The sequence below is a fragment of the Granulicella mallensis MP5ACTX8 genome, from assembly GCF_000178955.2.
GTDB classification, from domain to species: domain Bacteria; phylum Acidobacteriota; class Terriglobia; order Terriglobales; family Acidobacteriaceae; genus Granulicella; species Granulicella mallensis.
Window position 1 is genome coordinate 2,789,154 of the sequence record NC_016631.1, and the last position, 13,137, is coordinate 2,802,290.

At 56.1% G+C, this 13,137-nt stretch carries 12 protein-coding genes; 7 read left to right on the top strand and 5 right to left on the bottom strand.

The genetic code is table 11. From position 1 onward, the window contains the following. Positions 1-132 precede the first annotated feature (132 nt). Together ACIX8_RS25240 and ACIX8_RS11495 are read left to right on the top strand one after the other, a co-directional pair. Positions 133-987, top strand: coding sequence for a TIGR03435 family protein (locus tag ACIX8_RS25240; protein ID WP_014265505.1), 855 nt, complete (start codon positions 133-135; stop codon positions 985-987). 783 nt (positions 988-1,770) lie between these two features. Next, on the top strand, positions 1,771-4,320 hold the full coding sequence (locus ACIX8_RS11495; RefSeq protein ID WP_014265507.1) for an alpha-galactosidase D: 2,550 nt from the start codon (positions 1,771-1,773) through the stop codon (positions 4,318-4,320). A gap of 182 nt (positions 4,321-4,502) precedes the next feature. On the opposite strand, the gene ACIX8_RS11500 is transcribed toward ACIX8_RS11495, so the two are convergent. Further along, the gene (locus ACIX8_RS11500; protein ID WP_014265508.1) at positions 4,503-5,912 is read right to left on the bottom strand and encodes an amidase; all 1,410 of its coding nucleotides are present in this window, start codon (positions 5,910-5,912) and stop codon (positions 4,503-4,505) included. 113 nt (positions 5,913-6,025) lie between these two features. Between ACIX8_RS11500 and ACIX8_RS11505 the strand changes: the two genes are divergently transcribed. Then, positions 6,026-6,589 (top strand): TetR/AcrR family transcriptional regulator, encoded by a 564-nt coding sequence (locus ACIX8_RS11505; RefSeq protein WP_014265509.1) that lies wholly within the window; start codon positions 6,026-6,028, stop codon positions 6,587-6,589. 103 nt (positions 6,590-6,692) lie between these two features. Here ACIX8_RS11505 and ACIX8_RS11510 read toward each other — a convergent pair whose 3' ends face one another. Then, positions 6,693-7,655 (bottom strand): SDR family oxidoreductase, encoded by a 963-nt coding sequence (locus tag ACIX8_RS11510; protein WP_014265510.1) that lies wholly within the window; start codon positions 7,653-7,655, stop codon positions 6,693-6,695. 53 nt (positions 7,656-7,708) lie between these two features. Between ACIX8_RS11510 and ACIX8_RS11515 the strand changes: the two genes are divergently transcribed. Then, positions 7,709-8,695, top strand: coding sequence for an AraC family transcriptional regulator (locus tag ACIX8_RS11515; protein WP_014265511.1), 987 nt, complete (start codon positions 7,709-7,711; stop codon positions 8,693-8,695). A 46-nt stretch (positions 8,696-8,741) separates the two neighbouring features. On the opposite strand, the gene ACIX8_RS11520 is transcribed toward ACIX8_RS11515, so the two are convergent. Beyond that, entirely contained in the window at positions 8,742-9,305 is a 564-nt protein-coding gene (locus tag ACIX8_RS11520; RefSeq protein WP_014265512.1) for a TetR/AcrR family transcriptional regulator, read from the bottom strand. A 186-nt stretch (positions 9,306-9,491) separates the two neighbouring features. On the opposite strand from ACIX8_RS11520, the gene ACIX8_RS11525 reads away from it, so the two are divergent. Together ACIX8_RS11525 and ACIX8_RS11530 are read left to right on the top strand one after the other, a co-directional pair. Continuing rightward, positions 9,492-10,352 carry an SDR family NAD(P)-dependent oxidoreductase gene (locus tag ACIX8_RS11525; RefSeq protein WP_044176607.1) on the top strand — a complete coding sequence of 287 codons (861 nt, stop codon included), beginning with the start codon at positions 9,492-9,494 and terminating at the stop codon, positions 10,350-10,352. Continuing rightward, positions 10,349-10,819: a GNAT family N-acetyltransferase gene (locus ACIX8_RS11530; RefSeq protein WP_014265514.1), complete on the top strand. Its 471-nt coding sequence runs from the start codon at positions 10,349-10,351 to the stop codon at positions 10,817-10,819. The genes ACIX8_RS11525 and ACIX8_RS11530 overlap by 4 nt, the downstream gene beginning before the upstream one ends. A gap of 57 nt (positions 10,820-10,876) precedes the next feature. Here the strand turns inward: ACIX8_RS11530 and ACIX8_RS11535 are convergent, their stop codons facing one another. Both ACIX8_RS11535 and ACIX8_RS11540 read right to left on the bottom strand, forming a co-directional pair. After that, complete coding sequence (locus tag ACIX8_RS11535; RefSeq protein ID WP_014265515.1) at positions 10,877-11,458, bottom strand: dihydrofolate reductase family protein; 582 nt, start codon at positions 11,456-11,458, stop codon at positions 10,877-10,879. 30 nt (positions 11,459-11,488) lie between these two features. After that, entirely contained in the window at positions 11,489-11,842 is a 354-nt protein-coding gene (locus ACIX8_RS11540; protein ID WP_014265516.1) for a YciI family protein, read from the bottom strand. A gap of 369 nt (positions 11,843-12,211) precedes the next feature. Here ACIX8_RS11540 and ACIX8_RS24555 point away from each other — a divergent pair, with 369 nt between their 5' ends. After that, complete coding sequence (locus tag ACIX8_RS24555; RefSeq protein ID WP_014265517.1) at positions 12,212-13,099, top strand: alpha/beta fold hydrolase; 888 nt, start codon at positions 12,212-12,214, stop codon at positions 13,097-13,099. The last annotated feature ends 38 nt before the right edge of the window (positions 13,100-13,137 follow it).

A 13,137-nucleotide genomic window follows, 5' to 3' on the forward strand; every position in this document is an offset into this window, starting at 1 on the left:
GCGGAAGGGGTCGCAGGCGTGTTTCTGGCATGCTTGCCGTTCCAGGTTCGGGAACGGATTCTAGATTGTCGTCTCCAACCCTACTGCTATCTTGTCTATGTGATTTCGGTCGCTTTCTCGATTGGAGAACAAATGTTCCGGTTGCAGCATTTATATAGGGAGTTTCTAACGGTACTTTGTGCACTAGTAGTTGTTGCATCGATTTCGACCGGAACAACCGCGCAAGTCCCGACAGAGCCCTCCGGTCCGCAGCGGCCTTCTTTCGAAGTGGCTTCCGTTCGAGCCCACGACCCAAACGATATCGAGGACACGGATAATTTCCAGCCGTATCCTGGTGGAAGATTCACGGCTAGTAATTGTTCTCTGTGGATGCTCATCCATTACGCCTTCGAGGTGCAGCCGTACCAGATCACTGGCACGCCCGGTTGGATCAAATCAGAACATTACGATGTGGATGCGAAACCTGCAGAGGCCGACCCGAACTTCGACGATATCCACCTTATGGTTCAGGTGCTGCTTGCAGATCGGTTTCAACTCAAATACCACTGGGAGACGAAGGAACAACCAGGTTACGACCTCGTGGTTATGAGGCCCGGTAAACTCAGCGTATCGATTCTCAAAGGCGATTGCCCTCCATACCTCTCAAATTCTGAGCTGCTTCCCAAAGGCGCTGCGTGCGGAAGCCTTACGAATTCCCCAGGTCACACCAAGGGCTACAACCTCACTGCCAGTGACCTGGCAGGAAGCCTCTCGTGGCTTTTGTCGAAGCCGATATCGGACAAGACAAATCTGACGGGCAGATATGATGTCGAACTTCGATGGACTCCTGAGTCCATCGCAATGAGATCAAATGCCTCCTCAGAGCAGGACGTCCCCAACATCTTCACAGCCACCCAGGAGCAGCTTGGTCTCAAACTGCAGCCTTCCAGAGTTCCGGTCCGCGTGTTTGTCATTGATCACATCGAGAAGAAGCCTTCAGATAACTAGCAACTGGTCAGATGGTGGGTGACGGCAAGCCAGTTTGTCGAAAGTAATCTGGCAACGTTATGAAAGAGCGCCTACAGGGACTGACTCCTCGGAACATTGGTAGTCCTGATGTAGGCTTTGTGGCACCCATTCGACACGCTCAGGGCAGGCTCTGAAGCCGTGCCCTTAACGAAACGAAAGCCTGTAAGGAAACGGAGGTGCTGTGTCATGTTGGGTCGAAGGCATAGGTTGAGCTTCAACTTCTAGATTGAGCGCTCTAGCCTGGGTTTTCGTGGTGGAAAAGGTCCCAGCGTCATGGGCACGATATAGACCATCGGGGTCCTTCGACTGCGGCACTCGCAAAGTGCGCGAGTGCCTTCGCTCAGGATGACGATTTTGTGGGGATGCGGGCAAAAAACTGGTTGGTCCCGATAGAGCGCCCTTTCAGGGCTTACATCTCGCAGGTCATACTGACCCAGGGTTTCACCCTTGACGCAGAGCGCGATGCGAATGCTTGTGGCGCGCTTTGCGTCCTCACCCTTGACGCAGAGTGCGGTGCGAATGTTTGTAGCGCGCTTTGCGTCCTCACCTTGGGCTGTGATGGCGTCGCCCCTTCGGGGCTTGAACCCGTGCTCTTTACGTAAATCGGCCCTTACCCATGAGACCGATTTGCAGCAGCGTCGTGCCTTTAGAGCGATGCGCCGCATCCATAAGATTCGTCTTGCCTGATTTTAACGAGTCGATTGGGTGACCTTTTGAGGGGCTTCTCGTCCATTCTTCGATACCGAAGATCAAGAGCTCATCATGCCTTACACACTAGAGAGTTATCTGGGTGCCCGGAAGCCCAGGACCCGCCTTGGAAGATCGGCGCACGTAACGGTTGCGAACCGGTTCAGAATCAAGCTCTTCTGCTGGGCATTGCTTTTAGCCACAACAGTGCTTCCTAAAGCACTTGGACAATCTACTAACGTCGCCGCGCTTCCGTATCTGGGTTGGAGCAGTTTCAGCTCGCAGACTCAATCGAGTGGCTTTCTGAACCAGACCAATATCGAAGCGCAATCAGACGCGCTGAGATCTTCGGTTCTGCAAGAACACGGTTTCACCTATATCAATATCGACGACGGATGGCAGAAGGGTTACGACTCGAGTGGGAGACCCACACCGAACTCCGCGTTATTTCCGGACATATCGGCGCTCATCTCGCACATTCACCAAAACGGGCAGAAGGCCGGCATCTACTGGCGGCCCGGTGCCGCCCAGGAAGTCGTGCAGTCCAATCCGCTGATTTCAGGGGGCACCCAGTATGTCAAAGACATCCTCGCTGTTCCTCACGCTCCGGGAAACGCATTTGCAGCATCCGATGCGACAACGTCTCTTTCTAATCTGAAGATCGATTTCAGCCAATCGGCAGCACAACTCTATGTTGAGTCAATCGTGAACCTCTTCGCTTCCTGGGGAGTGGACTACATACGGCTCGATGGCGTCGCGCCAGGCTCCGGCGTGCTGACAGTGGACAACCAGGAGGAGGTTCAGGCCTGGGCTCAGGCGATCAGCAAATCAGGACGCCCCATGTGGCTTACCGTCTCAACGGGAGTCGAGCTGGGCGATTTCAGCACCTGGGGGAGCTATAGCAATGCCCGCCGCATTGGAGCTGCGATCGAATGTAAAGGCTCTTGCAGCACTCTTACCGACTGGGCCCTGACTTCAGAACGCTGGTTCGATCTGATCGGGTGGCAGAACTTCACCAGTGCGCAAACGGGATGGAACGATCTTGGACCGCTCGAAATAGGAACGCCAGCTACTGTCGGTTTGTCGGGTGTTGAGCAACAGTCGGCGATCACCCTGTGGGCCATGGCCAATGCGCCGATCTATGTTGGCGGCGATATCAGTGCTATCGATTCGGATGGGACGAACCTCCTGACCAACGATGAGGTGCTTGGCGTCGATCAGTCAGGGGAACCTGCTACGCAGCTAGCCGGTGGACTCACGCCCGTATGGGGCAGCGCGCCGAGCAATGGAGTGTTCTACGTTGCGCTCTTCAATCTCAACGCTTTTCCAGCCGAAGTTACGGTGAGATGGAAAGACCTTGGCTTTCTGGACGCATTGAACGTCCGCGATGTGTGGAATCGCAAGGATCTTGGTCCATTCAAGCAGAAGTTTTCCAGCGTCATTCTCGGGCACGGTGCTCGACTCTTACGGGTATCGAAATCCGGCGTCGTGGATCCCCAGAGTTCCCAGTCCTATCCGGCGTTCCTGGGGAAGACCCACGGGAAGACAGCCTTCATTCGCTGCCCCGGCGGATGCGCCTCCGGACACGAGGTGGTTAAGCTGGGGCTGGAAAAAGAAAACTACGTCGATATTGAGGGAGTTTCTGTAGAGAAGTCGGGAATTTACCGCATGAAGATCGACGCCGCAACCTATGGGCCGAGCGATCTCTTTTATCAGCCCAACGGCGGCGCGGAAACGGCAGTGAAGATCGGCGGCAGCAGCTTCGGCGTGCCCTCAAACACAATCGTTCCTGTGTTCTTGAAGAGCGGAGAGAACACGATCCGATTTACGAATCCTACCGGCATGGCTCCCTATCTTGACGTCATCACGATCATCGGGAACGGAGACCTTTCTGACTCGCACATCGGGGTCTACGATGCCGAGGTCGGCGTCCTTGAGGGGAATGCGACGCACACTCCCTGCGAGTATTGTTCGGGGAATACGAAGGTCATCACTCTCGGGGGAAAGCCGGATAACGATGTCCTCTTCGACAATGTTGTGGTCCAGGCCGACGGCGTGTACATGATGGAGATTGATTTTGTGGCGCAAGGGACCCGGCCGCTTTGGATCAAAGTCAATCATGAAAAACCCTTTCAGTTGAGCCTCACAGGAGATAGCGATTCTCTTCCGACCAGCATGGTGATTCCGGTCGCGCTGAAGCAAGGCAAGAACAGCATCACCGTGGGGGGCGGCAAAGAAGATGCTCCTGGAGTCGATAAGATTGTCATCGGGCCTTCCGAACCGGCCAATCACCTCGCCATGGGGCTTGTCTCTCGCAAAGGAACATCCGTTAACCGTGTCTGGACGCTTGAGCTGGCGAATCTCGGTAACGAACCGCTCCAGGCAGCGCAGGTGAATTCTTTCGCTTTCGTGCAAGTGAGCGGCCAGGGGGCTTGTCAGCCATCGATTTTGACGGGCTTCCCAATTGTTGTCGGGGATATTCCTGCTCAATCCTTCAAGACATTTGAGCTTGCCATGGATTTCTCCGGATGCTCTTTCGACGCGCGATTCAATACGAGTACCTCCTATTCGGCTGACCGTGGAGCTGTTGCTGCCGGGGTTGTCGACGTATCGCTTGAGCAGTAATGTCGGCTGAAAGGGGCGAGACTGGACTATTTTTTTGCAGCCGAGTCGGTCCCCGCATGATTGGTGTTGCGCGCAAAGTGGACAGGACTGAAATCAGCCGGCCCGGTCGTTGTTCAGCGTTAAATCGTAGGGAGCAAGCAAGAGCGTTCGTCCGCTCCTGCTTGCTCGTAGCCTGGAGCGATTTAGAGATTCGGGTGCAGATCGCTTACAGGGCTAACCTGCTCGAGAAGGGAAGCGATGTAAAGAATTGTCGACTCGGCTTGCCAGCTACCAACGATTTGTACTCCGATCGGCATTCCTTCCTGGCTTGTGCCGAACCGCATGGAAACGGCGGGCAGGCCGGTAACATTTAAGTGCGATGTGATATTCATGATGCCCATGGCGCCAATCGTCTGGCCATTGATCACCAACTCTTCCTGGCCATGCTTGAAGGATGGCGTCGGCAGAACCGGGGTGAGCAGTACGTCGTACTTCTGGAAGTACTCGGCATAGCCATCCTTCAGCCGCTCCGCTCCCTGCACTGCATCGATGTAGTCCGCCGCAGGCGTATCGGGCAGCCCGAGCATGAACCTGGCCATATAGGAGATCTCATCTTCGCTGCGGCCAGCCGTAGTCTTCACGAATCCGGGCTTCATCTCCAGCACGTGCAGACGACTGAACACATCGAGGCCAAAGTCGCGCTCGAGGGCAGGGATGCGTGCGGACTCGACGGTGTGGCCGAAGCCTTTGAGAGCTTCCGCGGCAGCTTCTACGGTAGAGGCGGTCTCGCGGTCGATTGGTCCAAAGCCGGGTTCTACCAGCCAGCCCACACGAAGCGGACGTTTGTTGGAGCTACCAACGCCGGCATCAAAGGGGATGGCGCTGCTGGAGTAGCCGTCCTGACCGTCAGGTCCGGCAAGCTGCGAAAAGGCCAACGACAGATCGCGAATGCTCCGTGCCATCGGGCCCACATGCCAGAAACGGCGCGGTTCACGCGGCCAGATACCCGTCATGGGCACACGTCCGTGCGTTGCTTTGAGCGACACAATGGCCGTGTGGGCCGCCGGACCACGCAGGGAGATCCCAAGGTCCGTACCCAGGCCCAGCGGAGACATGCCCGCCGCGATCGCTGCCGACTCGCCACCGCTTGAGCCACCCGGCGTCAGGTCTAGGTTCCAGGGGTTTTTCGTCCGGCCGGTGAGCAGATTGTCGCTTTCAATCCAGTAGGAAAACTCAGGAAGGTTGGTCTTCGCAAGCAGAATCGCTCCTGCCTTCTTCATGCGCACAACGCTGGTCGCATCGGTCTCGGGTGTGCGTCCTTTGAAGATCGGCGATCCACGTTGGGTCAGTACGTTCGCGGTGTCGATCGAATCCTTCACCGTGAAGGGCACACCGTGCAGGGGGCCCAGTTCATCTCCCCGCAGTACGGCCGCTTCTGCTTCTTTGGCGGATTCCAAGGCACCATCGGCAATTGTGACGATTGCATTGACCTTGGGGTTGACGGCCTCAATGCGATCGAGGTGCGTCTTCATGACTTCGACCGGGGAGATCTCGCGTGTGCGGATCAGTTCGGCCAGCTTCGTTGCATCGGTATAAATCAGTTCTGTGCTCATGGTTGCCCCTCTACCTGCCAGCAGACAGGTTGTATGATTGAGATTCTACCTGCCACATGGTAGATTCAAAAAAGTAGAGACTTTTTTGCCGCGCGAAAGTTTGGAGGGTTGTGATGAGCACAAATGCCCGCGAAGATATTTTGGCCGCCGCGAAGCTTGTTGCGCAGGCTCACGGCTATGCCGGTTTGAACTTTCGTGATTTGGCTCAACAGGTTGGAATCAAAGCAGCGAGTGTTTACTATCACTTTCCGGGCAAGGCTGAACTGGCCACGGCGGTTGCGAAGCGTTACTGGGAAGACTCGGCAGCCTATCTTGAATCGCTGCTGCAGAGTTCATCCGGTCCGCTGGAAGCGTTGCGCCGCTACCCTGAAACCTTTCGCTGGGCGCTGGAGAACGACAATCGTATCTGCCTTTGCAGCTTTATGTCTGCGCAGTTCGACGATCTGCCTGACTTAGTAAAGACGGAAGTTCAAGCTTTTGCTGATGTCAATATCGCCTGGCTGAAGAAGGTGCTGATTGCGGCTAAAGTTGCCAGCCCCAAGGAGGCCGAGAAGCGGGCACGTGCTATCTACTCTGGAATCGTGGGCGCACAACTCATGGCAAGGAGCCGGGCAGATATCGCTCTCTACGATAGCCTGATCGAAAGCTACCGCGCAGCAGGATTGCTTCCTGCGTAAGGCCAATTCACGACAGGGTTGCTGAGAGGATGTTTCTAAGCATCCTCTCAAACTTCTAAATTACGGCTGAGTTGAACTCCGCCCTAAGTCTTCTGGCCGGGGTTTAGCTTGTGAAGTAGTCTGTCTGATCGAGATCGGTAAGCAAGCCTGGGTGTGTTGGCTTCCAACCTAAGCGTTCCTGCGTCAATTGGCTGGATGTGGGGTTGTCTTTCGCAACGAACTCTGTGAGGAAGGTGAACTGCTTCTTTGCCTGCTCTGCAGTTTTGCTGACGACGGGTACCTTCAGGTGCCGTCCGATCAGGTTGGCGATGTGCAGGAACGGAATACCTTCCTCGGCCACGCCGTGGTACGTTCCACCTTTCGGCCCGTTCTCCAGGGCGAGCCGGAAGAGACGGGCTACATCGAACCGGTGGACCGACGGCCAACGGTTGAGACCGTCGCCGACGTATCCCGATTCTTTCTTCTTTCGCGCAATCGCGATGAGCCTCTGCGTGAAGCCTTGATCGCCGGCGCCATGCACGATGGGCGGAAGGCGGATGGCGGAGGTACGAACGCCGCTCGAAGCTAACTCTTGCAACAGATCCTCTGTCTCGGCGCGAGGAGCTGCGAAGAAGGTTGGGTCGTAGGATTGATCCTCGGTAGCGAGTTGTCCTGGTTTCAATGCCATGGTGGCGAAGGTGGCCGCCAGAGGACGGTCTGTCCCGGAAAACGCTTGACCGATCGTCTTCAAGGCGAGCCGGTCGGCTTCGACTCCCGAGAGCATGAACCTTTGAACGATGCCCCCTGGCGCGCCACCCAGGAATACGCCCATACGCTTGCCGAACGGTATATGCGAGATCTTGTGATAGTAGGCCGTGTGTACGGCGCCATCGGCAGCGGAGGTGGCGCGCCGCAGGAGATCGAGATCTTCTACGGAACCCACCAGCACGCGTGCGCCAGCGTCGGTCAACTTCTTTCCCGAGGCTGCCGAGCGTGCAAGCCCCGTGACCTGATGACCTGCCGCAATGAGTTCCTTGACGATAGCAAACCCGATGAATCCCGTAGCACCTGTGACAAAAACACGCATTCGAAGAATCTCCTACGTGAACGCTATGGCATTAGCGGCCTACAATCTATGCTATGGAGTCGCAATTTATATCGAGATCGTCCAAGTTAGCTGCTGACCCGCTTTCGGATGTGCTTTCGCTACTGAATCCTCGCGGATACATGTCAGGAGGCATCGATGCGGGTGGAGACTGGTCGTTTCAGTTCGAGCAGGATCGATCCTTCCGATGCTTTGCCATCGTTTCCGGTCAGTGCTGTCTTTCGGTGGAGGGCGTGGACGACACTGTTCGTCTTCAAGAGGGGGACTTTGTTGTCCTGCCGCACGGACGCGCTTTCCGCCTCGCAAGCGATTTGGCCGTAACTCCGCTCGACATCATGAGCGTGATTACCGCACCTCTAAACGGTAATGTTCTGTGCTGGCAGGGCGGCGGTGCGTGCCTCGCGCTGAGCGCGTTATTTACCTTCAATCATGACGATGCCGACATCCTGCTGGGTGTGCTGCCGACTCTCGTACACATCCGCAAGGATGCAGACCGGGCCACCATGCGGTGGTATCTGGAGCGCATGATGAAGGTGATTCGTGAGCCCCAGCCCGGGGGAGTGCTGCTTGGAGAGTACCTCGCTCAGATGATGCTGGTAGAGGTGCTTGGACTGTACCTGGTGGATGCGGTAACGGGAGGTGTTGGATGGCTCTCCGCACTGGCCGACAGGCAGATTGGTGCCGCCATTACAGCAATGCATGAGAACCCCGGCAATCGATGGACGCTACAGACGCTGGCAGAACATGTGGGCATGTCGCGATCAGCCTTCGCTGTACGTTTCAAGGAAAAGGTTGGGACTTCTGCCATGGAGTACCTGACGCGTTGGCGTATGCGCCGTGCGAGCCACAAGTTGGTGAACTCGAGCGACCCGGTTTCGTCCATCGCCTCTTCTCTTGGCTATGAGTCCGAGAGCGCGTTTTGCTTCGCGTTCAAGAGGGAGATGGGATATTCGCCGCGTCAATATGGCCATGCCCGTATGTCTGCTTCGGCCTCGCTGATCAACAACTCACAAAGCAGCTGACCAACAACTCACAAAGCAACAGATCAATAACTCGCGCAGCAACTGGTCAATTCAGCATCCGCCAGAAAGCCTCGAAACCCTCTTTGCTGTGCTTCTTTGCGTTGGCCGGATCCTGTGTCATGAAGTCCATGGTCGCCTCCGCCACCGAGTTCATGAGCGCGACCAGGAAAACCATCGACACTTTCTGCATAGGTCCGTGGGCGCGAGCACGCTCCAACAGATCGGCGACGTGGGCCATCATCTTGTGTCCCGCTGCACGGGTTACCGGAGTGATCTCGTCGGATACGCTGAGTTGTGCGATCGCTCGCCGCTTCTCCGGGTTCGAGATTGCCCAGTTCATCCACTTCTTCCACAGATGAAAGAACTGCTCACGAACCTCGGCATCCACCGGAAGATTCATCGCGCCGGTTGCCATTTCCATTTTCAGCTCAAGAAAGAGCTGGTTGAAGAGATCCGTCTTGGTTTCGAAGTAGGTAAAGAGAGAGCCATTCGCCACTCCGGCTTCTTTTGCGATGACCATGGTCGGGGCGCTCAGGCCCTGCTTCACGATGACACGCGTCGCGGCCTCTAAGATCGCAATTCTTTTCTCGTCGCTCCTCGGCCTTGGCATGTTTTCACCCTACACGTACACGTCTAGACAGTCAATCATCATTGGTTAATTCCTTTCATTGTCTTACTGATGCTTTATCTGTAGTTGACTGTCTAGGCATTTATATGTAGAGTCTCAATAGTAGCTCAGCCCGCCGTTGCCGCTAGCATCCGCAATCTATTCAGTTCCAGAGAGGGGATTGATTCAATGAGAACAGTTGTTATGACAGGTGGAACTGCCGGTTTCGGTGCAGTGGCCGCGAAGAGAATCTCCGACACTCCGAACACGAAATTGATCCTGGGGGCGCGCGACAGTAAGAATCCTTCGATCGAGGCCCTGCCATTGGATCTGGCGAGCTTTTCGAGTGTTCGGTCTTTCGTTCAATCGCTCACGAAGAAGTTGGCCGGGACAAAGATCGACATCCTCATCCTGAATGCCGGGGCGCAGTTCGGAAGCACCAGGCATAGGACAGGGGATGGATTCGAATCCACATTCGCGATCAATCACCTCGCGCATTATCTTCTGCTCAGGCTTCTGACACGTGGTCTCGCGAATAATGCCACCATCGTTATTACTACGAGCGACGTCCACGATCCCAAGATGGTTCCATTCGGACCAAAGGAACTCGATCCCGAGGCGCTGGCTCATCCCAAAGATAAGAACAAAGGCTTCGGCCCGGGGATCAGGGCTTATGCAAGCTCAAAGCTCTGCAACCTCCTCACTGCGCGTGCATTCGAGGCTTCTTCCGATGCGCAGATCCATGGCATGCGGGTCATTGCCTACAATCCCGGACTGACTCCCGGCACGTCGCTGTTTCGCGCGTGGCCCTGGTGGGCAAAGTTGATGATGGGGGTGGCGTCTAAACTTCGTCCCGTGAATACGCTCGAGCAGGCAGGAGATGCGATTGCCGATCTGGGACTCGGAACGATTGTGCCGCCGTCCGGTCGAATTTACGCCTCACTGGTGAAGGGAAAGCTGACGTGGCCTGAGCCTTCGGAGCTGGCGCAAAGCGACACGGCCATGACCGGGCTCTGGCTGGAAAGCGCCCAGATGGTTGGTGTGCGATGAAGATCGAGATTCGGGAGATGGCGACGGTCGATGACGCGACGGCGTTCCGGACGTTGAACGAGGAGTGGATTACGAAGATCTTCTCGCTGGAGGCGAAGGACATCGAAATACTCGGAAACCCACAACAGATGATCGTAGACAAAGGGGGGCGAGTCTTTGTGGTGTCGGCTGAGGGTGAGGCGGTGGGATGCGTCGCGTTGATCCCGATGGAAGGCGGCGTCTATGAGCTTTCGAAGATGGCGATATCGCCGAAGCTGCGCGGGATGGGAATCGGTCGGAGACTGATCGAGTACGCCATTGCGCAGGCTCGGGAACTCGGAGCGAAGTCGCTGTTTTTAGGCAGCAGTACCAAGCTGCCTCATGCAGTGCACCTGTACGAGACAGTCGGGTTCCAGCATGTACCTCCGGAGCGTCTGCGACCGAATCCCTATGTGCGCGCAAACGTCTTTATGGAGATGGCACTGTAATAGCGAGCTTTTTAAGCCGCTGCTTGCAGCAGCTAACTGACGTTACGCACCTCCATATTATGCGGTCTTCAACGGTCCGGCGGCCTTGTACGTGCTCATGACGATGCCTGAGGGCAGAGCTTTTGAGCTGATGAGTTCGAAGGAGCGTGCCGGGGTCCCTTCCGCAAAGAATCGCTTTCCCGTGCCCAGCAGGACCGGATAGACGAACAGCAGGACCTCATCCGCAAGCCCATGTTCGAGTAGCGTCGATGTCAGCGTGGAGCTGCCCCAGAGGACAATGTCCGGGCCGTCCTGCGACTTGATGCGGCGAACGCCCTCGACGAGGTCCGGTCCAAGGCCCTCGAACGGGCCCCATTCGAGACTCTCCGGACGGTGGGTAGCGATATATTTTGTTGCCGCATTGAGAGCGTCCGCCATCGGATTGCTCGGCGCCTTTGGCCAGAAGCCGGACAAGATATCGTAGGCGCGACGGCCCAGCAGCACATCGAAGCTCCCGCCACACGCGGCGAAGAGTGCATCCCGGCCAGCGGGGGTCCGATAGGGCGTGTTCCAGTCGACGTAGGGGAAGTTGTCGTCATCGGCGGTGTGCTGGATCACGCCGTCCAGCGAGATGTGTTCGAAGATTTTGAGCTTTCTCATTTGAGTCTCCTGGTTCTGAGATTGGAGTTTCTATTCTGTTGGCATTGCGAGGAACTCACGCACCTCGACCGATGCGCGGCAGGCGACGACGGCTTTGCGTCCCCAGGCCACGGCCTCATCCATGTTGGCTGCGTCGAGTATCCAAAAGCCGCCAATGTGTTCCTTGGCCTCAAGGTAGGGTCCATCGGTGAGGACCGCCTCTCCGCCGGGCTGCTTACGCAGTGATTTCGCGTGGGATGCCGATTGCAGGCCGCCGGCGAAGAACCTGGCACCGGCAGCCGCCATCTCTTCGTTGAGTACATCGATATCGCGGACCATCGCTTCGCTCTCTGCGGACGGGTCATAGTTGTCGGGGTGGTGAATAGCAACCAGATATTGCGGCATATCGTCTCCTAGAATGGTCTTCAGCCGGGCTCGTTTCCCCGCCTTCACTATAACGACGAACGGCGAGACCGGAATTCGACAAATTGTCCAGAAAATTTTAGCTCTTATATTTGAGGGGCGGTGTTGCACTCCTCGCCTACCTGCAGCCACCCCGGTTGGCCTGTTGCTGGCCTCCATCATCGCTTCATCAACAGAAGCTTGTTTCTCGAGACGGATCACCTCGCCGAGCCTTCCTGTAGAGTTCTTTCTCAGGAGAGCAATTTGAAAGGCTGCCTACTCGCACTTATCTTAGCTGTGGCAGTCCGAGCGGCCACCTGTCAATCACCGGAAGTTCCGCAGGAAGATCGAACGAAACACGAGGTTCTGGCCGTGGAGGTTGAACCTTCCGTTCGGCTTGAAGTTTTGGATTGGGGCGGAGCAGGAAGCCCGGTCATCCTGATCCCGGGACTCGGTATGACAGCTCACTCGTTCGATGCGTTCGCAGTAAAACTCTCCTCAGCACACCATGTGTACGGCATCACGCCTCGAGGCATTGGAAATTCCAGCACTCCCGCACCCACGGCGACAAACTACACGGCAGCTCGACTTGGAGCAGATGTGGTTGCTGTGATGGCCTATCTCAAGATTCCCAAGGCGGTGTTGATTGGGCACTCTTTCGGCGGAGAAGAGTTGAGCGCCGTTGGCACAGCGCATCCCGAAATGGTCTCTGGGCTCATTTATCTTGATGCAGCTTATGGGTATGCGTTCTACGATCCGCGCTTCGGCAACCTTGAAATCGATGTGCGCGATGTCCGTGAGGAACTTGCGACGATCGATCCGGGTAAATTGCCTCTTGATAAGCGAGACCAGTTGCGCGAGCTATTGAGCCAGCTACCCCGTCTTACGAAAGACCTTGAATCGCTGCTGAAGCAAATGAACGACAATCCGCCTCCCTCCGATTCGTCCGAACTGCCACCACCTCAACTGGCCGCGATGCTTACTGGACAGCAGAAGTTCACAAAGATGACTGTGCCTGTTCTTGCGATCTTTGCTTATCGACACCAGTTGCCCGGAGAGGGCATGCTCCAGGATGAACAACAGCGTGAGGCTGCCGGTAGAGACGCAGTGTTTACAGAGGAACATGCCGAAGCGCTGAAAGCAGTTGTTCCATCGGCCCACATCGTGCGTATGCCTAATGCGGACCACTTCGTCTTCAATTCGAACGAATCAGAAGTACTGCGAGAGGTGGACAAGTTCATCGAAGGCCTTCCGCGCTAGTCCTTAGACGTAGACATTTATGGCTCAGCTCTGAAGCC

Bases quoted from the DNA above. Each gene is read 5' to 3' on its own strand.
- ACIX8_RS25240 (WP_014265505.1), top strand. From the start codon at position 133: ATGTTCCGGTTGCAGCATTTATATAGGGAGTTTCTAACGGTACTTTGT.
- ACIX8_RS11495 (WP_014265507.1), top strand. From the start codon at position 1,771: ATGCCTTACACACTAGAGAGTTATCTGGGTGCCCGGAAGCCCAGGACC.
- ACIX8_RS11500 (WP_014265508.1), bottom strand. From the start codon at position 5,912: ATGAGCACAGAACTGATTTATACCGATGCAACGAAGCTGGCCGAACTG.
- ACIX8_RS11505 (WP_014265509.1), top strand. From the start codon at position 6,026: ATGAGCACAAATGCCCGCGAAGATATTTTGGCCGCCGCGAAGCTTGTT.
- ACIX8_RS11510 (WP_014265510.1), bottom strand. From the start codon at position 7,655: ATGCGTGTTTTTGTCACAGGTGCTACGGGATTCATCGGGTTTGCTATC.
- ACIX8_RS11515 (WP_014265511.1), top strand. From the start codon at position 7,709: ATGGAGTCGCAATTTATATCGAGATCGTCCAAGTTAGCTGCTGACCCG.
- ACIX8_RS11520 (WP_014265512.1), bottom strand. From the start codon at position 9,305: ATGCCAAGGCCGAGGAGCGACGAGAAAAGAATTGCGATCTTAGAGGCC.
- ACIX8_RS11525 (WP_044176607.1), top strand. From the start codon at position 9,492: ATGAGAACAGTTGTTATGACAGGTGGAACTGCCGGTTTCGGTGCAGTG.
- ACIX8_RS11530 (WP_014265514.1), top strand. From the start codon at position 10,349: ATGAAGATCGAGATTCGGGAGATGGCGACGGTCGATGACGCGACGGCG.
- ACIX8_RS11535 (WP_014265515.1), bottom strand. From the start codon at position 11,458: ATGAGAAAGCTCAAAATCTTCGAACACATCTCGCTGGACGGCGTGATC.
- ACIX8_RS11540 (WP_014265516.1), bottom strand. From the start codon at position 11,842: ATGCCGCAATATCTGGTTGCTATTCACCACCCCGACAACTATGACCCG.